Here is a 19,180-nt window from a genome sequence, read left to right on the forward strand (position 1 = left end):
AACGGTGAAGAAGCGGCTAAAGCGATGGCTAAAGCGGCTTGATGTAATACTCGCGAGAGCCGGGCTGCCGCGGCAGCCGTAAATAGATGGATTTTCTCCACTTGCTAAAGAACGAAAGAGGGCGTGTCAAACAGCAATTGGAAAAAGAGCACTTAATATCAGGAACACAGCTCAAAATGCGGAAAATGCCTGGAATTAAATGACGTTTATCCAACTAAATGCCGCAGAGAAATTAAAATAGCGAAATTAAGATACATTTGTCCACTTACTGCCCCAGAGAGGGGGTTGGCTTCAGCATTATATACAGTAGCCACCGATCCTTAAGAGTTTACTACGGAATCCACACCTTCATCTCGCCGCTGCCGCGGTTGCCCCACAGATAGTAAGGGACTGCAGTTACCTTCACCGCTTCCAGCGTTGCCTTCTCTCTGCTGTACAGCCCTCCGGTCCAGGCCGCCTGTGCTACGCGGAAGCCGTCGCTTTCTACCACTACAGCACCGCCAAGCAGCAATTCATCATACGACTCGGTGAATGCCGCTGCTTCACTCAAGGAAATCGAGCTTAGCGGCTCACTGTTATCGACTGCTTCCAGGCAATAGACCAGCGGTCCGCGCTGAATGGCAGTCTTCCCGGCATCGGCACGCAGATTCGGGTGGGCGTATACGCGGTGCGCTTCCATTGGAAGCTTCAGCTCAATCACGTCGCCAGCCTTCCATTCCCTGCGGATCACAGCATAGCCCTGCTGCAGGCTTGCAGCAGCATCGCCTAACGCCTCTCCGTTCACTCTGATCTCCACGTTCTCGCTCCAGGAAGGAATACGCAGCGCCATACCGAACTCTCCGGCTTCCGCAGGATCAACCTTCAGGGTCACGGTTCCATCCCAAGGGAAACGGCTCTGCTGGCGGATTGCTACCTCTGTGCCGCCCAGTGTGGTCTTCAGCTCACTGCCGATATACAGGTTAGTGTAAAGTGTGTCGCCATGCTCAGTGTAGATATACTGATTCAGTGAGGTCAGCAGGCGTGCCACGTTCGGCGGACAGCAGGCGCAGCCGAACCAGCCCTGGCGCTCTGCTTTGACATGATGTTTGCCGGGGTTGCAGCTGCAGGCTTGCGGCCATACTTCAAGCGGATTTACGTAGAAATAGTGTTTGCCGTCCTGTGCCATGGAGCCGAGCACATTATTATAGAGCGCCCGCTCCATCACGTCGGCATACCGGGCGTCCGGGGTCAATTCCAGCATCCGCTTGGCAAAAAAGATCAGCCCGATCGAAGCGCAGGTCTCCGCATAGACCGTATCATTCGGCAGATCATAATCAAAGGTGAACGCTTCACCATGATGTGTTGACCCGATTCCGCCAGTGATATACATCTGTTTCTCCGTCATATTGTTCCACAGGCGCACGCAGGCTTCGCGCAGCGCTTCATCTCCGGTAAGCCGGGCCAGATCGGCCATGGCTGTATACATATAGACTGCACGGACGGAATGTCCCAGGGCCACGCTCTGCTCACGGACCGGGATATGGGCCTGATTATAACTGACATCCACACTGCTTGTAGCCGTACCTGTCCAGTGCGTAACCCGTCCTCTTTGTTCCCACTCCTGATGCAGGAAATTCGGTTCCTGTCCACGCTGATCGATGAAAAAGCTGCTGAGCTTCAGATATTTCTCTTCACCGGTCAGCCGGTACAGCTTCACAAGGGCCAGCTCAATTTCCTGGTGACCGTCGTAGCCCTTCAGCTTCCCCTCTTCCGGTCCGAAGACGGTTTCAATGTGGTCAACGAACCGCCGCACAATGACCAGCAGCTTGTCTTTGCCGGTCGCTTCATAATAGGCCACTGCCGCTTCAATGAAATGTCCCGCACAATACAGCTCATGGCAGTCCAGCAGATTCGTCCACCGTTTGCCCGGCTCTTTGAGTGTAAAATAGGTATTCAGGTATCCGTCTTCATGCTGCGCTTCGCCGACCAGCTCTATCATCTCATCCGCCTGACGCTCCAGCTCAGGATCACGCTTGATGCTAAGCGAATACCCTACTGCCTCCAGCCATTTAGCTACATCACTGTCCTGAAAGACCCAGCCATTGAACTCGCCTTCCCTCCTGCCGGCAGCAATTTCAAAATTGGCAATGGCATGGCTGGGTTCTGCTCCGGCCACCCGGTCATGCAGCGCCTCATACTGGTACGGAATAACGGTATCCTGAACCAGCCGGATATAACGCCCCCAGAATTCATCCTGAATATCTACCTGCCGGCTTGTCTCAGCGGCTTGCTGAATATCTGCAAATTTACTCAATGTGTTTTCTCCCCTTTTCATTTCATCCTCGCTATTTGCAATTATAGACGGTAAAATGAATAAAAAACAGAATCATAAGCAACCCTGTTTTTGTACTATTTCACACTTGGATTATTAACCTTCCATGGAGGTCCAGCTAATAGAAAAGAGCTTGCGAAAGGAGCAGATATGCCACCCAGTCCTGCCTATATTCATCTGTCAGCGCCGCCGTTCCCCTATTTCCTGGAATGCGGCCATACCGTATATTTGCCCGGCGAGCAGCATCCAAACCGCAGCCGCATGGGGAAATTCGATCTTATTATTGTAGAACAAGGCTGCCTGTTCATCGGTGAGGATGATAAGGAGTGGGCGGTAACCTCCGGGCACACCCTCCTTCTGCTGCCGGACCGTTATCATTATTCAGTTAAACCCTGCGAGGAGATCACCTCCTTCACGTGGGTTCATTTTCACACGGTCGGTGAGTGGATCGAAGCGGAAGGTGATCCTGTATATGCAGAGCGGGAGAAGCATTTCCGGCAATTCCTGATTCATCCTTATACGATCCGCATACCCCAGTTCGGACCTCTCCCGGACCCCTTCGCACGGAGCGGGCAGGCAGAGCAATTGCTGCAGCTTAGTCAGGGACGGCGCTCCAGCTCCGTATGGCAGCAGCAGCGCATCTTTGAGGAGATGCTGCGGATGATGGATCTGGCCCAGCAGGATACTGCCGGCAGCCAGGCGGCAGAGATCGCCGAGCAGACGGAAGCTTACCTGCGTAATCACTTCACAGAGGATCTCACGAATGCATCCCTGGCGGATGCGCTGCATTTTCACTACAATTATCTGGCCCGCTGTATGAAGCGTGTCTATGGGCTAACCCCCATGGAGTATCTGACGGATTACCGCCTGGAGCAGGCCAAGCTGCTGCTGCTCAAGACAGAAATCCCTATTTCCGGGATTGCAGAACGCACTGGCTTCGAGAGCACCGCCTACTTCTCCCGGCGCTTCAGCCGGAAGGTTGGCATCTCTCCGCTGCGCTTCCGCAAACGGTACTCCCGCTGAACCTGCAGCAGAAGCGCTTCCGTCGCAGGAATCAGGGAGTTTAGATAGGCTCTGACGTAAGAATCCGGAATTCATGTAGATCCCGGCAATAGGACAATCCCCGGATCCGGACAGATTTCGCTGTGTAAGCTCTGATCTGTCCACCCGGTTCCAGCAGTTCCTCTGTACCATCCTTCAGCACCACCGACACCTGAACCTCCGATAGTGCCGCAGCCAGCAGCTCCATATCACTTTCCAGCACCTTATAGATATATTCCACCGTACTACACCTGCTTTACTGTAACTTTAATTAGTACACTTGAATCTTGAATAACACCGATTGCACTGGACAACCTAAATTACGTTCATAACCTATTTGTAGAGGAGTTCTGTAAATTATGGGAGTTCTAAACGGCAACCCCAAAGATGAACCGCTTCACTATGGTGAGATCTTCAACCTGTGGCAGGTCTCGGCAACAGCCAAATTGTCCTTGTCTACCTATCAGGCATTTCACTTTCATGCAGGGGACCAGGATCTGAAGAAGATTATCGATGATCTTATGGATCAGGCACAGCAGGAAATTAAGGACTGTGACAAAATCCTCAAAGTGAACGGCTTCGTGCCTCCGCCTGCACTGCCGGACCGTCCCTCCGTCAAGCTCGAGGATATCCCGGCAGGCGCAAGGTTCTCCGACCAGGAGATTGCTGCGGCCCTCTCCGGGGCAGTATCGCTAAGTCTAGTGGTCTGCAGCCAGGTCATGGGCATGTCGATCCGCGAGGATATCGGCGCAATGTTCATGAAGATTCACGCGCAAATGGCCGTCTTCGGCATGGCACTGCTCAAAATGAACAAGCAGAAAGGCTGGCTGATCCCGCCACCGCTGCAGCTAAAGAAACCAGAGCCGGTTCACGCCTGAGCAATTCACCTCTAATCCTGCGCAAGCAGGATTTTTTGCTTTATAGCTATTTTTTTCCAGACCGGTGCATATTTATTAAGACATGCCTTAAGTCTGGAGATGCTGAAGATGCGTTCATATCCCAAGTATGTCATTATTCTGCTGGCCAGCCTGCTGATTGCAGCGGGAACCAACTTTTTTCTGGTGCCCTATAAAATACTCGATGGGGGAATTATCGGCATTGCCCTCATCATTAATTACATCTCCGGCATCAAAATCGGACTGGCCATCATTGTCTGCAGTCTTCCGATCTTCCTGCTGGCCTGGTTCCGGGAGCGGGATATCTTCTATAACAGTATTCTGGGGCTGCTGACCTCATCCTTCCTGATCGAACTGCTCGGGCCGCTGCAATATTACTTTCTGTATTATATCGAACTCGGTTCCATCTCCAGCGCTATTATCGGCGGCTTCCTGATGGGCAGCGGGCTCGGCCTGATGCTGCGGTTCAAAGCCAGTACGGGCGGAACAGATTTGCTGGCCAAGTTCATGAAACGTTACATTCCGCTCAATGTCGGAGTGATTATTTTCCTGACGGATTTCGTAATTATTGGCGCCGGCGGTGTACTGATCTCCAAAGAGACTTTTTTTCATTCCATACTGACTATTGTCTCCGGCGGTGTTGCCACCGGTCTATGTACGCTGGAAGACTAGACTGGCCTGCAAAGAACGCGTCCTTAGGCTGTCCGGTTGCCAGTGCTTCTATGCTTCTGTGTTAAAAAATGTATATTCCTTTTATCTTCTTGATAAAATTTTATTATTCGTCAGAATATATGGAATAAAGGTTGAAATTTTCACACATTGCGGCGACAATCGAATAGATAACATTCCCGGGGAGGATCGACGAAGTTGGATAGCACAAGCAACAATAGCAATACTACCGCGCATGATATTATAGACCTGTGCCTGCTGGCCGGCAAAATCATGCTGCAAAGCGGCGCCGAAACCTACCGCGTGGAGGATACCATGAGCCGGATGGCCGCATCGCTCGGCTTCCCTGGAGCGCATAGCTACGTTACGCCGACAGTCATTATGTTCACCACCAGCCGAACCGAACCGGTGAAGCTGTTCCGGATAGCTGAACGGACGACCGATCTGCAAAAAGTGTCAGAGGTCAATGACATCTCGCGGCGGCTGAGCGAACGCCAGCTTACCGCCGCCGAAGCCCGTGAGCGCCTGGGTATTGTCGATGACGCGGCGCATGCTTATCCGGTCTGGCTGCAGACTGTAGCTGCCGCCCTGACCGGTGCCTGCTTCACCGTAATGTTCAAGGGCAGCCTGTGGGATGCCCTGCCGTCCCTGCTGATCTCCGGGGTCGGCTTCGCCGCCGTCACCTATCTGCACCGCCTGGTCCAGATCCGTTTCTTCGCGGAGTTCATCGCCTCCTTTATCATCGGCCTGTTGGCTTTCTTCTCCGTCAGGCTTGGCATCGGACAAGAGATGGACAAGATCATCATCGGCTGCGTAATGCCGCTTGTACCGGGGCTGCTCATCACGAATGCCGTCCGTGACCTTATGGCCGGCCATCTGGTCTCCGGCCTGTCTAAGGGAGCCGACGCCTTCCTGACCGCCTTTGCCATTGGAACCGGCATCGGACTCGTGTTGTCCCTTTTCTAATTACCACTTGAAAGAGGTAGTCCTACATGATTTTGCAACTCATAACCAGTTTCATCGCTGCCTCAGCCTTCTGCGTTCTGTTTAATGCGCCGGTGCGCGCACTGCTTCAGTGCGGATTTGCCGGAATGATCGGCTGGATGCTGTATCTGCAGCTGGATGACAGATGGGATACCGTTGTTGCCACCTTTGGAGCCACCGTGGTTGTCGGAGTGATCAGCCAATTTTTTGCGCGTTCCTTCAAAATGCCGGTGATTATATTCAGCGTCGGCGGAATTATCCCGCTGGTTCCGGGCGGTCTGGCTTATGATGCCATGCGCCAGTTCGTGGAGAATGACAACAACCAGGGGATTCAGTTTGCGGTACAGGCGCTGCTGCTGTCCGGGGCCATCGCCGCCGGCCTTGTGCTGAGCGAGGTACTGGGACAGATGTTCCGGAGGAAGCACGTATCCGGATAGTTGTTCCCCCGGGGCTCCGCCCACCGGTGCGCCCTAAGCGCCCTAACGTACATAAAGCCCGCTTGCCTGCAGGGACCTGGTCCTCTGCAAGGCAAGCGGGCTTATTGCGTTGTACGGGGGGCACACCGATGTCTGCTTCCCAATTAGGTTACATACACAAGCCTAATTGTTGTACGTATTGCCAACTTAGGTCGATAGAAACTGGATGATTCTTAAGGATTGTTGTATGAAATACAATAATTGCCCCGCGTAACCGCCCGGATAAGGGGGAAATGCTGCATTTCCTGCAACAATTCTTGATTACTCCCGATATCACGAAGAGATTGTTGGTTTTCGTGCAGGAATTTAGTTAGCGGCTTCAAGCAACGGCCAACGATTAGCCGATAATTTTCTGATAGCTGACAATATCCAGCCACCGGCCGAACTTGCGGCCGATCTCCTTGAATAAGGCGCTCTGCTCGTAGCCGTGCTTCGCGAACAGGCGGCGGCTGGGCTCATTGTCTGCACATACGGTAGCTACCAGTACATGGAACCCAAGCTCATTAGCCCGCTCTTCAATGAACCGCAGCGATTGCCCGCCCAGCCCTTGTCCTCCGCTGCCGGGCTTCAGGTAAATGCTGACTTCACCGGAGGTATCGTAGGCTTCTTTGTTCTTGTGCCGGGTAATCAGTACGTAGCCCTGCAGATCGCCGTCCTGCAGAAGGACGTATGACTTAAACCGCGGGTCCCCGTTCAGCACAGACTGGCGCATTTGCGTCAAGGTCTGCGGCTCGGTATGAAACGATACGGTAGTGTTAAGTACATAATAGTTATAGATATCCAGCACACCGGCCAGATGTTCCTCAGTAATTTCTGCAAAGTGCAACCCGCTAGCAAGCAATTCCCCCATAATCATTAATCCTCCCAAATGGATGTTTCCAGCTGATCTACGAACCGCCGCAGCTTACCCGCGATCTTGAGATTAATAGCCCCGTTCTGATACATCTCCTGCACGGTATTCCGCTGCTCCTGAATGGCCTGCAGCTTCAGCTCCAGCTTCTCGTCATCGACGACACCGTCTTTGCTCCAGCCTTCGCCCTGCACCAGCCGGGATTCCAGCCGCTCATACTTGTCGATGACCTTCTGCGAGGCAAGCCGGTTCTCGTCGCTTATGCCGGCGCTAACGGCCGACACGGCCGCCTGGCACATCGCAATTTTCGCTGTCCGGGCACTTTCGGCATTCTGCACCGCCCGCCGGCCCTCTTCCCCGTTGAAGCGGCCCGAGAACAGGCCGGAGAACAGGCGCTGAATTTCAGTTACCGTGAACTTAATTTGCGTATCCAGCCGTCTGCAGAGCAGTGATTCCGTATGATCCAGCAGCTCCTCCATCTTCACGGCGACAGGGGCGGGCACCGCCCCGTTCTCCAGCATCCGCCGCAGTGCTGTGCGCTCTGCCTCCAGGCCGCTCAGCCTGGCTTCAACGCCCAGACGCCGGAACTGCTCCGTGGCCGGGTCACTGTCCGGCTTGGCCGTGCACAGCCGGTCGATCTTGTCTGTGAACTCCAGTAAGACAGGCTGCGTCGCCCGCTCCGGGCTCTCCGTAACCAGGCTGCGCAGCATCGACATCCCGGCGTCGATCACTACATTCCTGGCTGCCAGTTCCGTATTTCCGTAGCCAATCGTCTGCACCACGGTCTCCTCTTTGTCGGCCAGCAGCGGCAGGAAGATACTGGCAATAACCAGCGACATCAGAATGACACCTGCGGCCAGCGCAATAATCAGATCCCGTTCAGGGAACGGCGTGATACCGTCCCCGAGCACGAGTGGAATGGAGAAGGCACCGGCAAGCGTAACCGCTCCGCGCACGCCGGAGATTGAAGTAATGACCTGTGACTTAAGCGGCGCCTTCTCTACCCGGCGGAACCGGCTCTCCCATAGGGAATAGGCATAGACCCATAGGAACCGCAGCACAATGAGCAGCGCGGTAATCGCCATCACATAACCTGCAACCATGAAGTTGTTCAGCGTCTGATCACGGTAGATGACCTCCACTACATCCGGTACGGACACTCCGAGGATCAGGAATACCAGTCCGTTCAACACCAGCAGCAGCACCGACCAGGTACTGGCTGATACAAGCTGCAGCTTATACTGCGGCGATACGGCCCGGTCCTTCTCAATGGCGTACATTACACCACCGGCCACAACAGCGAGGATGCCGGATACGCCAATCTCTTCACTGATCAGATAAATGATAAACGGCGTAAGAATCTGCAGCAGCACATGGATCGTCACATCCTCCATACCGAATCTGCGGATGAATACACTTAGGCGGATCAGCAGAAAGGAGAGCGCCGCACCCAGCAGCAAACCGCCTGCGGCAATCATTACAAAGCTGAGCGATGCCTTAGGAAGCGAGAAGACTCCCGTAACCATGGCCGCGATCGCAAATTTGAAGGCAACCAGACCGGAGGCATCATTCATCAGCGATTCACCTTCAAGGATACGGTGTATACTCTTCGGCAGATGTACTCTACCGGCCAGCGCACCGACCGCTACAGCATCCGTAGGGGACAGAATCGCCGCCAGCGCGAAGGAAGCCGCCAGCGGAATTGAAGGAATCATCCAGTTAATGGCATACCCTGCGACAAAAACCGTTACAAATACAAGCCCCAGCGCCAGCAGCAAGATCGGTGCTCTAAGGTTCCACAGCTCATCACGCGGTGTCCGTCTCCCGTCATTGAACAGCAGAGGGGCAATGAACAACACAAAAAACAGTTCTGGCTCAAAAGACATATGTATTCCAGTCGGCACAAGTGCGGCAATGATCCCGAGTCCGATCTGAATCAGAGGAACCGGCACAAACGGAATGAAACGGTTCACGATATTCGATACCGCGATTAGCCCGAGCATCAGCAGCACAGCAAGAAAAGTCTCCAAGCCCCATCATCTCCCGAATATCTTTTTTCAAAATATTATATCCTATATTTGCAGCAACTGCATAAACGCCAATAAACGGAAGACACACCGGAATTTCCGCTTGTGCCTCCCGCTATATTCTCTTTCCAGCATCCATCCGGCTTCCTCACTGCAAAAGCAGCTGCTCCGGGATCAGGATTCTGACACCACCGTGAACCGTTCGCCGATATGCTGCGGCTGTTCAAGCTCATCTACAATCGCAATCGCATAGTCGGCATAACTTACGTAGCTCTCGCCTTTGGAATTAACGAGCAGATGATCCTTGCCCTTCACATATGCACCTGTTCTCTCCCCGACGGCAAAATTAGCTGACGGACTGACGAACGTCCAGCGGAGTCCCTCCGTGGTTTGAAGAATCTCCAGATTCTTACCCTGGTTCAGGGCTGTCGGCTTCACAAAATCCGGGAACCCCGGTGTATCCACAACCTTCACCGTGCGGGCTTCATCCACGTACAAGCTTCCTGCACCGCCGACGACAATCAACCGGGTATCCCGCACATTCTTAAGAGCCTCAATCAGAACATTTCCGGCCTCCACATGCAGATGCTCCTGTCCAAACGGCGCTCCGAACGCATTTATGACGGCATCATAACTCCGCAAATCTTCAGCCGTCAAGGATAGGATATCCTTTTCCAGCACCGATGCTCTGCTGTCCGTTACCTTCGCAGGGTTCCGCACTATAGCGGTAACCTCATGTCCCCTGTCCAGCGCTTCCTTCACAATCTCACTGCCTGCTTTGCCGCCTGCTCCAATGACTGCTATTTTCATGATATATGCCTCCTAAGATAGTTAGAGCCTCAAGCCAGCCGCAGAATATCGCTGATGATCTCCTTGTCGACATCCAGATCGAACTTCCGGCCCCAGAAGCAGCCTGCACCTTGCTCGCGAATCCGTTCGTAATCCCCGGCCCGCAGCGTTCTGGGGAATTCCGGTCCGGTGTCCCAATCGGTATAGCGTTTGATCTCATTGATTACATTATCCTTATATTTACTGTTCAAAATAATTGAATGGAAGAAGATCTCATCGCCGCAGAACGAATTCCGGAACAACCGGACGTATCCGGGATGCTCCGCGATGAATTCGAGGATATACTGCATGCATCCCCCGGTAAGTGACATCCAGTTCGAGCCCTTATACAGCGCCTCCGGCAGATCCTTCAGGCTGCGCTTAAGCCAGGGTACCGACATCACCAGATTGATATAACGGTTGCGGATCTCTGAGACAGCTTTGGCCCGGGAGACCAGGAACCGCGGATAATACACAGACACCCGGTACAGGCAGCCCCACATTTCCGCCTCATTCGGAAGCTGCAGATGCTTGACGAACTCCTGCCCCTCATGCTCTTTGAAGAAATCAGCAATCACCTTATTGGAGGCAAGAGGCAAATCCTGTCCGCTGATGATATGAACATAGTTATAATTCCCGCTTGCCCGGATCAGTTCGAAGCACTTCAGGATGCATTCAATCTGGCCGTAATGGCCCCACTGTACGTCTACCGGCTGCTCTACGAAATGAATATCTTCGCGATGGATAATTTGCTCTTCGATGCCGCTTTTCTTATCCACATGCAGGAAAAACTCCACATGCTCATCCGTTAAACGATCGATCAGCAAATTAATCTGCTGAGGGCTCTTGTGACAGAGGACAACATAAGCCATTTTGAAATTGTGCAAAAGATTCATCCTTTCGCTCATTTATTTCCACATATTATAGGGGAATGAGCGAAGATGGACAAGTTTTCATTCCTCTCAGCCTTTGACAAGCAGCCGGATTCCAATATTCCACGGGTCTCTCAAGGTAGTGATGCCGCCTTCTACTTCTACACGGTACCCCGCTTGCTTCACACGTTCCGCCACTTCAGATACATCCCCGCTGCCCGGAAGCAGCAGAGTGAAATAATCGATGCCCGCCGCATTGGCCGGAGCCGCTTTAGCTCCTTGTCCCCCCCAGACATTAAGCCCCATATGGTGATGATATCCGCCCGCCGAGATGAATAGTGCAGCGTCCCCGTAATGAGCCGTGATTGCAAAACCAAGCGCATCCACATAAAATTTCTTGGCCTCCGCCAAATCGCCTACATGAAAGTGCACATGCCCGATCACCGTACCCGCAGGCAGTCCGGTCCAGTTCAGCCCTTCGGAAGCCGCCAGCAAGCCGTCCACATCAACCGGGTCTGTAGTCATCACCACATTGCCAGTAGGCTCATACTTCCAGGTGTCGCGCGGCCGGTCGCGGTATATCTCAATGCCGTTATTGTCCGGGTCCTGAAGATACAGTGCTTCACTGACCAGATGATCGCCCTGGCCGATCTCAATGCCCGCATCAATCAGATTACGCAGCACCAGCCCGAGACTCGGACGGTCTGGCAGCAGAATCGCGAAGTGATACAGCCCGGCTGCCGAATTACGGCGCAGAATCTGAGCCTGTTCAATCTCCCGCAGCACCAGCAGCACATGCACGCCGTCCGCCGTCAGTTCAACCTCACGCCCCTGCTGGCGCAGGATCTTCAGTCCGATTACATTCTGATAAAAGGTGAGCGAACGTTCCAAATTGCTTACTCTAATCTGTACAAGTCCAATTTCCAGTTCTTGCGGCAGTGCTGCTGTTGTCGTCATATAAACCCCTCCTGAATAAAAGCATATGGATCATATAAAAAGCTAACCCCTCCGGTACGTTAGTGCTCAGTGCTGCTTAGTCTTGACTGTTTATAGAAGCATCATTCAAGCTTGTAACTGTTTCCGTTACACATTAACTAACTTTAGTATAGTAGCACTCTATATGTTTGTCAATTACTTTTCAAAATCGTCCGGAGTGGCGAATCAGGCGGTAATCCAATAGTTAAATTACTATACGGTGAGATCAAAGGGATATATCCCTTAAATTCCCCATGCAGCCGACTTCCGGCGTAATCAGAGGACTTCATATCTACAACTGACGAATATCATAACTTCCTATAAAAAAGCCCGGCCAATTGGCCAGGCTCCGAAGCAGTCATTCGTTGTATTTGGGTTCACTAAGCATTTCAAATGATACATCCTGTGCAGTAATTCTAAGCTCACTCAGCGGCGAATCCAGCAGAACCCGTAACTCAAACCCTTGTTCCACCGCATAGATCTCGGTATACAACCAGACCATTCTGTTCAGGCGTTCAGGCAGCTCCAACCCGGTCACCCCGGTAAAGGTTAGTCTGATATCACACTGATAATGCATGGCTCCGCTGCAGTCCAGAATGATCTCCACAACCTCCTCCGCCGGCACAGCATATGAAATCACCCTTGAATCATGAAGGGACTTCTCAACTAGCTGAACAGCATGTACAGGTAAGCTGTCCTTAATAGACAGATACCTTCTATAGTATTCATCATCCAGCACCTTCATCCTGGCTTCGTATTCACTACGCCACTGCTGCGCCTGTTCTTTGAACTCAGGTTCAGGATAAGTAGAATTAATCGTTCCGTCATGAATGGAGGGATGGAAGTACTCCGGAAGGTACTTTAGCAAATCCGTTTTGAGGTATTCCAGGAAATCCCTCGTCCTCTCCTTATAGCTGAGCCCCTCCGCAGCATGCCACGCAACATCCTCCAGCCAATCCTGCTCCGTCTCAGGGAACACCATGAAGCCGCGCACCTGCATTTCTTCATACCATGAATATGTATAAAATTTCATTTGGCTCCTTTACTCCCCAAGTCTCATCTATTGGTAATCTTCGTGCCCATATATACCCTTTTTTCAAGTGTCGCCTGCTGAACCCAGTTCTGTATTTCCAAAACGTTGAACAGGAACTTATCATCCACCTTGATATAAGGCAGCATCATTCCCTCGAAAGGCCCGTTATTGCTCAAAATCGCATTCTCCGCCTTGATTATATTGATCACCTGATCTTCACTGATCCGCAGAAGCTCCGCCGTCTCGGCAAGCGTCAGAAGCGGGTGGACTGTGGTCTGGCTCACAGCTGCCTGCTCCAAGCCGGTTGTCCGTTCTTTGCTGATAAGCAGGCAACCCGCCACAAACGAAAGGCCCAGAATCAGTGCGGCTCCCAGAATTGTGAATCGGTTCTTCATATACAACATCCCCTTATTTATATGTACAATTAAGATTTAGAATTATAGGATATGAGCCAGCAGTCCCTCCATTCACCTTCATGCCACTCGTGCTCCGGCAAAAGCTTGCCGCGTACAAAACCATTCTTCTCGTACACTCTAAGCGCTCTGTGGTTCCGGCATTGCGGGTCCATAACAATGAGGTCGGCCTGCTCCGCTTCAAGCAGATACTTCACCATTCCTCCTACCAACGTCGATCCGATGCCCCGATTCCACATCTGCGGCTCGCCGATGAACTGATCCATCCCGTAGATCCTGCCTGTATAATCCGCGTAACCATACTCTTCTTTCTCTTCCCTGCCGACAGGATAGTACTGGATATAACCTATGGGCCGGTCTTTGAACTGCACAATCCCGCGGTTTACCCCATCCTCTTCATCCTCATAGAAATGCGCCTGCACCAGCGTCTGATCATGCGGACGGTCCCGGCCTTCGTAATACTCCAGCACTGCGGGATCGGAGAGCCACCGTACCAGCAGGGGCGCATCTTCCCTTTCAAGCCTACGGACGCTCAGGTCCCCGCTGTAGAACAGAATCATTAGGTAATCACTCCTTAGAGATGAGTTGCCGGCAGCACCGTCCGCTACAGCCGCTTGTCTATAATATGCTTGTTCTCCTTGATCTCCTTGCGGAGCAGCCGGATTTCCTGAATCAATTCGTCCAGTTTGTAGGTAGCCCTAGATCCATCAATGGCCTTGCGGATAATCAGCATAAAGACCAGCAACGACAGGAACCATATAATCAGTGCCAAAAATACCATCATATCAATGCTCTTCCCCCTTATTCCAGTAAGCCACACATGGTGTCAGTCTAAACCATCTGGAATAATGTGTAAAGACAGCAGCAGCGATTTGTGTAGCCGCAAAAAAGGGGCCCTGCCGGGAACCGGCAGGGCCAAAGTCTATTATAAGGGGGTCATGTGATTAATATACAGGCTGAAGCTTAACGCCTGATGAAAATCACATAAAGGTTTGATGAATTTATAAGTCCTAAACAAAGAGATAGACCCTGCCGAGGCACGGCGGGGTCTAGCATAAATGTATCCACTGGGGGGTGGAGATCTTTAATATACTCCCCGAACCTTAAAAGTACATAAATCTCTGCTGAAAGTTTCCTTAAGTTTCTGTGGCAGTCTACAAAATCTTACATCACGGGCCGGTGCCGCTTGAGGTTACATGCCAGCCCAGCCTGCTTTTCTTCACATAGATGTAGCTTCGCTCTGTTTGTTCAGCGTAGTACAGATTACCGTACCTTGGATCATCCTTAATCCGTCCTTCTGTAACCCTGCCCGCCAATGCAGCCACCGGATCACGGATCAGCAGGCTCTTGCGTACAGCGAGCTCAGGGGTAGGAGAAGGAAAAATGAGCAGATACAATAATCCAAGCCCGAGCAACACCGTTATATATAAAGCAGCGCCTTTTCGCTTTGGCATAGAGTTTCGCATAGCACCTTCCTCCTCTGCCTCACGTAACAGGAATTTGATGTACGATCTGATCCAGTGTAACCTCCTGCAGCACATTCTCCATCGCTTTCTGCGCAAGTGAGAACACGGGAATAATTGCCCCGGCAATGTTCTTGCCGACCGGGCACTCCGGGTTCGGATGCTCGTGGACAGAGAAGAGTGAATCCTCTTCCACTGCATTGACCGCCTTGTAAATCTGCAGAAGCGTGATATCCGCGCTACTTCGGGTAAGCTTCGCACCGGCTACCCCGGGGCGGACCTCCACCAGACCGGCCTTGTTCAGCATGCCTGTAAGGCGGCGGATGACAACCGGATTCGTATTGACGCTGCCGGCGATCCACTCCGAGGTGCTTTTACCGTCTTTGTTGCTGTCTATTAAAGTTAGAATATGAATAGCGACCGCAAACCGGGTGCTGATGTTCATGGGAATCTCTCCTTCATACTGACCAGAATGTCTCCCGGCAGATGTAACAATAATAGTTACATTCTAGACAATTGTCAATCCTGCAAGGAGTTTCCTCACCTCCTTGGGGTACTTCTGACTCAGCCGTTTCTTCCCCAGATTACTCTTCACAATCCGGATCATCTGCTTATCGCCGCTCCCGGCTAACTATTCACCTTCATCCCTCCGGTTTCGATGTTTTACTCATTGGAATACATTACAATGCCTTGTGCATCATACGGATAGTCAATCTGCTGCTTCACGGCAGCCATAGCCTCCCGGCCGGCAAACAAGGATACCAGATATAATCCCAGATCAATTGAGGTTGAGACCCCGCCTCCGGTAATAACATTCCCGTCCTGCACAATCCGGGCATGAACCACTTCCCGGCAATACGGCTCAAGCAGCTCATAAGCCGATGCATGTGTTGTGGCCCTGCGTCCCTCCAGCAATCCGGCAGCACCCAGCAGCAGGGCACCGGTGCATACCGAAACCAGATATGGAACCCCGCTTGCTCCCTGAAGCCAGGAGATAAAGCTCCCGTCATGACGTAATGCCCTCGTCCCGAACCCGCCGGGTACAAATACCAGATCATATACTGATAAATCCGGCAGCACTTTACCGGTTTTGACCGTAAGCCCCATTTCATCTGTGATTTCCCCGGCCGGACCGCAGATATCCCATTCCAGCCCTTCCCCTGCAGGGAACTGGCGCAGCCTGTAGATTACATCATAAAAACCCGCGAAATCCAGAAACGTAATGCCGTCAAACAGAATAAAAGCAATTTTCACGCTACCCGCTCCTTCAATATCCGTCGTTCTGCAAGTATTACTCGCTGTCGTAAGCCTGCAAAGCAACGGGCAAGGCCTGAATGACCACATTGCCTACAGCCGGAAGAGGCAGCAGGACTGCGCTGATAATCTCCTCACGGGTAGCGCCGAGTGATTTGGCATGCTTGACATGAAAGGCCAGCCCGCTTTCCAGCCTGACCGCCGCGAGTACAGAGATATAGGCAATTTCTTCTGTTAGGGCATCAAGCGCACTTGCTGCATCCAGCTTCTGCACCGCTTCCACCCAGGCTCGATGCTGCTCTGGTGCTTCCTTCATAAATGTCATAAAAGCGTTGCTGACTTGCGATACATTATCCATTTTCATTGTCCCTCTATTTCTAGGTTCGGAATAACAAAGAAAGTCCACCCTTATGAGGGCAGACCGTATCTGTTCGTTCTTAGGTGCTAAGCTCTTAGGCGCTTGTCAGAATAATCGGTTTGCCTTTGGTGACCACAATCGTATGTTCATACTGGGCAACACGGCTGTTGTCCGCCACACTGAGCGTCCATCCATCCGACTGCTGCTCTACAAAATCCGCACCCGTAGACAGGAATGGCTCTATCGTGATGACCTGACCTTCCTTCAGCACAGTCGTTACCCGCGGATTATAGAACGGCAGGATCTCGTAGGGCTTCTCATGCAACGATTTGCCGATGCCGTGGCTGCACAGATTGCGCACAACCTTGTAGCCGCGCTTGTGTGCCTCCGACTCCATGACCCGGCCAATCTCATTCACCTTCATTCCCGCTCTGAGGTGATTAATCACGCTCATCATGGTTTCCTCCGTACTCCGGCAGAGATGGACCAGCTTCTCATTATAAGGAGGCAGTTGAAAAGATACCCCGGCGTCCCCGTAGTACCCGTTCAACTCGGCCGAAACATCAATATTGATTAAATCACCGGCCTGGATTACCCGTTGACCCGGGATTCCGTGTGCCACCTCTTCATTGACGCTGATGCAGGTGGTTCCGGGAAAGTTATAGGTTACCTTAGGGGCAGATTTCGCGCCAAAATGGTTCAGAATCCTCGCGCCCACTTCATCCAGCTCTGCAGTCGTCATTCCGGGAACTACACTTTTCTTCATCTCGGCGATGGTGTGGCCCACCACTTTACCGGCTGCCTTCAGTCCTTGCAAATCCTGCAGTGTCTCGCTCGTCATCCTGTTCACATTCCTCTCTTATCTGTTGATTCTCCGGCTACCTCCTGAAAAGCGGCTCCGTCCCAGCGGTATGAAGTCTCAACCTGCCTGCCAAGAGCGTTGTCATAATGATCCGCCCGGAAACCGCCTTCGATCACGTCCAGCTTAACCGAATACCGGTCAGGACTGCTGATGAACAGCCCGGAAGCCGCTCCTTTAATCTGCAGTTCCTGGATCGAATGATCCGGCTTCACTGTAAACAGCTTGAACAATGATCCGTTCGAAGAACCATATTGGCCAACCGTAAAATCGGGATTACCGTCCCCGTTATAATCAGCGAACTGAATCTGGAACAAATCGCCGAAGCTCAATTCTTCGGTGAAATGCCGGCTCAGCGCGAACGTGCCCAGTGCTGCGCCCTGTTCATCCGTAATGGCCAGCCGGAATTGACCGCTCCAGCTCCGTCCAGCCAGCGGGGAAGCGATGGACCAATCCTCGCTGTAGCTGCCCTTCAGCAGCTGGAGATTCAGGAATTCCTTGTTTCCTGTGACCGGGTATAAATCATTGCGTGAGACCGTTACCGGACCTTGAGTTACCACCGATGCCTCCTCCGCTTCGGACTTCGCCGCTGCTGGACTTCCGCCGCTGAAGATCAGCTTGCGCAGCTTATCGGCATTCTTGGCAGAGACTTTATAGCCCGTCCCGTTCCGCTCAGCAGATAGCAGCAGTCCGCTACTCCCTTCTTCCTGGCCCAAGCCCAGAATAAAGTCTTCTGTATAACCATCTCCGTAGACCAGCTTCATGCTGAAATCCGCATCGTAATCCAGCTCTCCCGCAATACGCTTGCTTGTATTCATGGCAGAAGCCATCGTCTTAATGAACTCGCCGTCTTTGAAAATCCTGGACTCAAAGGGAGCCGTCTCCGCTTGGCTCTCTATAGAGTTATAGGTCAAATCAATTTCAGAAATCCATCTTGAATTAATGTAGCCGAAAGCATTCTGGCATCCGCTTAATAGAACAACCAGAAGAACAGGCAGAATCAGCAGTAACCGCCTTATGGGTTCCACCTCCACATCCTTATGTATGATACAAGTATAACAGCCTTCTTAAGCAGAGTGAAATTCACGTATCTGCCGCGTGTCACCCTGAAGGCAACGGTCTGCTCAGGTATATGCCAAAAACCGGTCCGCTGCATACGCAGGAACCGGTCTGTGCAGCAAATTCAATATGTAGGGAATTTCCCGCTATACTCTGTTTTAGCTTATAGCCCCTACAGCCTTCATCCAGGCCTCTGCAATCAGCGCATGGCCGGCAGGTGAAGGATGTACGCCATCCCCGGCCCAGAAGGCAGGCTCGGCCTTAACCGATGCGGCGGCGAACAGTCCATCCAGCGGGACCAATGCAGCGCCATATTCACGGGCCAGCTCACGGACCACATGAATTTTCGGGTCCAGATCCTTACGCCAGCCCTTGCGGTCTTCCGGCACCGGCAGTACGAACGGCTCAACCAGTACCAGCTTGGCATCCAGGCTCTGCTTGGTGCGTTCAATCAGATCACGGTAGGAAGCCTCGAACTCAGCCGCTGTCGTCTCCTGCCCGGAATCGAACCAGCGCCAGGTATCATTAACACCGATATAAATCGACACCCAGGTCGGCTTCAGCTCCAGACAATCCCGGTCCCAGCGCTCCTGCAAATCCACGGCGCGGTTGCCGCTGATGCCGCGGTTGATGAAGGTAAGGTTCTTCTCCGGATACTGCAGCCCAAGACGAGCGCCCGCCATCAGCGCGTAACCTACACCCAGCGATGAAGCGTCTGCGTAATTGCGGCCGCAATCCGTGATACTATCACCCTGGAACAGGATGATATCGTTCTTTTGAAATGGCATGCCTGAAATCCTCCTATGAAAACA

General features: G+C 52.3%; 23 protein-coding genes. 5 read left to right on the forward strand and 18 right to left on the reverse strand.

The genetic code is table 11. The features are described 5' to 3' along the window. Positions 1-331: 331 nt before the first annotated feature. On the reverse strand, positions 332-2,314 hold the full coding sequence (locus GC101_RS05990; protein ID WP_171716502.1) for a glycoside hydrolase family 127 protein: 1,983 nt from the start codon (positions 2,312-2,314) through the stop codon (positions 332-334). Between the two features lie 147 nt (positions 2,315-2,461). Here GC101_RS05990 and GC101_RS05995 point away from each other — a divergent pair, with 147 nt between their 5' ends. Next, positions 2,462-3,334, forward strand: a complete 873-nt coding sequence (locus GC101_RS05995; protein ID WP_171716503.1) for a helix-turn-helix transcriptional regulator — start codon at positions 2,462-2,464, stop codon at positions 3,332-3,334. Positions 3,335-3,374: 40 nt separating this feature from the next. Here GC101_RS05995 and GC101_RS06000 read toward each other — a convergent pair whose 3' ends face one another. Continuing rightward, positions 3,375-3,593 (reverse strand): hypothetical protein, encoded by a 219-nt coding sequence (locus GC101_RS06000; RefSeq protein ID WP_171716504.1) that lies wholly within the window; start codon positions 3,591-3,593, stop codon positions 3,375-3,377. A gap of 118 nt (positions 3,594-3,711) precedes the next feature. Here GC101_RS06000 and GC101_RS06005 point away from each other — a divergent pair, with 118 nt between their 5' ends. The 4 genes from GC101_RS06005 to GC101_RS06020 all read left to right on the forward strand — a co-directional run bounded on the left by GC101_RS06005 (position 3,712) and on the right by GC101_RS06020 (position 6,338). Next, on the forward strand, positions 3,712-4,230 hold the full coding sequence (locus tag GC101_RS06005) for a DUF3231 family protein (protein ID WP_171716505.1): 519 nt from the start codon (positions 3,712-3,714) through the stop codon (positions 4,228-4,230). A 108-nt stretch (positions 4,231-4,338) separates the two neighbouring features. Next, on the forward strand, positions 4,339-4,920 hold the full coding sequence (locus tag GC101_RS06010) for a YitT family protein (protein WP_171716506.1): 582 nt from the start codon (positions 4,339-4,341) through the stop codon (positions 4,918-4,920). A 195-nt stretch (positions 4,921-5,115) separates the two neighbouring features. Next, complete coding sequence (locus GC101_RS06015) at positions 5,116-5,883, forward strand: threonine/serine exporter family protein (RefSeq protein WP_042235553.1); 768 nt, start codon at positions 5,116-5,118, stop codon at positions 5,881-5,883. Between the two features lie 26 nt (positions 5,884-5,909). Continuing rightward, a complete protein-coding gene (locus GC101_RS06020) occupies positions 5,910-6,338 on the forward strand; it encodes a threonine/serine exporter family protein (protein ID WP_171716507.1) in 429 nt (142 codons plus the stop codon). Positions 6,339-6,714: 376 nt separating this feature from the next. Here the strand turns inward: GC101_RS06020 and GC101_RS06025 are convergent, their stop codons facing one another. The 16 genes from GC101_RS06025 to GC101_RS06100 all read right to left on the reverse strand — a co-directional run bounded on the left by GC101_RS06025 (position 6,715) and on the right by GC101_RS06100 (position 19,156). Further along, positions 6,715-7,227, reverse strand: coding sequence for a GNAT family N-acetyltransferase (locus GC101_RS06025; protein ID WP_171716508.1), 513 nt, complete (start codon positions 7,225-7,227; stop codon positions 6,715-6,717). 5 nt (positions 7,228-7,232) lie between these two features. Beyond that, entirely contained in the window at positions 7,233-9,257 is a 2,025-nt protein-coding gene (locus tag GC101_RS06030; protein ID WP_171716509.1) for a Na+/H+ antiporter, read from the reverse strand. 171 nt (positions 9,258-9,428) lie between these two features. Next, on the reverse strand, positions 9,429-10,064 hold the full coding sequence (locus tag GC101_RS06035) for an NAD(P)-dependent oxidoreductase (protein ID WP_171716510.1): 636 nt from the start codon (positions 10,062-10,064) through the stop codon (positions 9,429-9,431). Between the two features lie 29 nt (positions 10,065-10,093). Continuing rightward, a complete protein-coding gene (locus GC101_RS06040; RefSeq protein ID WP_171716511.1) occupies positions 10,094-10,969 on the reverse strand; it encodes a beta-1,6-N-acetylglucosaminyltransferase in 876 nt (291 codons plus the stop codon). Positions 10,970-11,044: 75 nt separating this feature from the next. After that, complete coding sequence (locus tag GC101_RS06045; RefSeq protein WP_171716512.1) at positions 11,045-11,911, reverse strand: VOC family protein; 867 nt, start codon at positions 11,909-11,911, stop codon at positions 11,045-11,047. 376 nt (positions 11,912-12,287) lie between these two features. Continuing rightward, entirely contained in the window at positions 12,288-12,962 is a 675-nt protein-coding gene (locus GC101_RS06050) for a DUF4085 family protein (protein ID WP_171716513.1), read from the reverse strand. Between the two features lie 23 nt (positions 12,963-12,985). Further along, positions 12,986-13,357, reverse strand: a complete 372-nt coding sequence (locus tag GC101_RS06055) for a hypothetical protein (protein ID WP_171716514.1) — start codon at positions 13,355-13,357, stop codon at positions 12,986-12,988. Between the two features lie 29 nt (positions 13,358-13,386). Continuing rightward, the gene (locus GC101_RS06060; RefSeq protein ID WP_171716515.1) at positions 13,387-13,935 is read right to left on the reverse strand and encodes a GNAT family N-acetyltransferase; all 549 of its coding nucleotides are present in this window, start codon (positions 13,933-13,935) and stop codon (positions 13,387-13,389) included. A 44-nt stretch (positions 13,936-13,979) separates the two neighbouring features. Then, positions 13,980-14,159, reverse strand: a complete 180-nt coding sequence (locus GC101_RS06065) for a hypothetical protein (RefSeq protein WP_042136244.1) — start codon at positions 14,157-14,159, stop codon at positions 13,980-13,982. A gap of 385 nt (positions 14,160-14,544) precedes the next feature. Further along, positions 14,545-14,841, reverse strand: coding sequence for a hypothetical protein (locus GC101_RS06070; RefSeq protein ID WP_171716516.1), 297 nt, complete (start codon positions 14,839-14,841; stop codon positions 14,545-14,547). Between the two features lie 19 nt (positions 14,842-14,860). Then, positions 14,861-15,283 carry an Rrf2 family transcriptional regulator gene (locus tag GC101_RS06075; protein WP_171716517.1) on the reverse strand — a complete coding sequence of 141 codons (423 nt, stop codon included), beginning with the start codon at positions 15,281-15,283 and terminating at the stop codon, positions 14,861-14,863. 218 nt (positions 15,284-15,501) lie between these two features. After that, positions 15,502-16,092: a DJ-1/PfpI family protein gene (locus GC101_RS06080; protein WP_171716518.1), complete on the reverse strand. Its 591-nt coding sequence runs from the start codon at positions 16,090-16,092 to the stop codon at positions 15,502-15,504. Positions 16,093-16,129: 37 nt separating this feature from the next. Further along, entirely contained in the window at positions 16,130-16,450 is a 321-nt protein-coding gene (locus GC101_RS06085) for a carboxymuconolactone decarboxylase family protein (protein ID WP_171716519.1), read from the reverse strand. A 94-nt stretch (positions 16,451-16,544) separates the two neighbouring features. After that, entirely contained in the window at positions 16,545-17,291 is a 747-nt protein-coding gene (gene map / locus GC101_RS06090; RefSeq protein ID WP_039297084.1) for a type I methionyl aminopeptidase, read from the reverse strand. 5 nt (positions 17,292-17,296) lie between these two features. After that, positions 17,297-18,337 carry a YhfM domain-containing protein gene (locus GC101_RS06095; protein WP_171716520.1) on the reverse strand — a complete coding sequence of 347 codons (1,041 nt, stop codon included), beginning with the start codon at positions 18,335-18,337 and terminating at the stop codon, positions 17,297-17,299. A gap of 189 nt (positions 18,338-18,526) precedes the next feature. Continuing rightward, positions 18,527-19,156, reverse strand: a complete 630-nt coding sequence (locus tag GC101_RS06100; RefSeq protein WP_171716521.1) for an SGNH/GDSL hydrolase family protein — start codon at positions 19,154-19,156, stop codon at positions 18,527-18,529. Positions 19,157-19,180 lie beyond the last annotated feature (24 nt).

Origin of the sequence: Paenibacillus phytohabitans, from assembly GCF_013141775.1 — a bacterium.
GTDB classification, from domain to species: Bacteria; Bacillota; Bacilli; order Paenibacillales; family Paenibacillaceae; genus Paenibacillus_AQ; species Paenibacillus_AQ phytohabitans.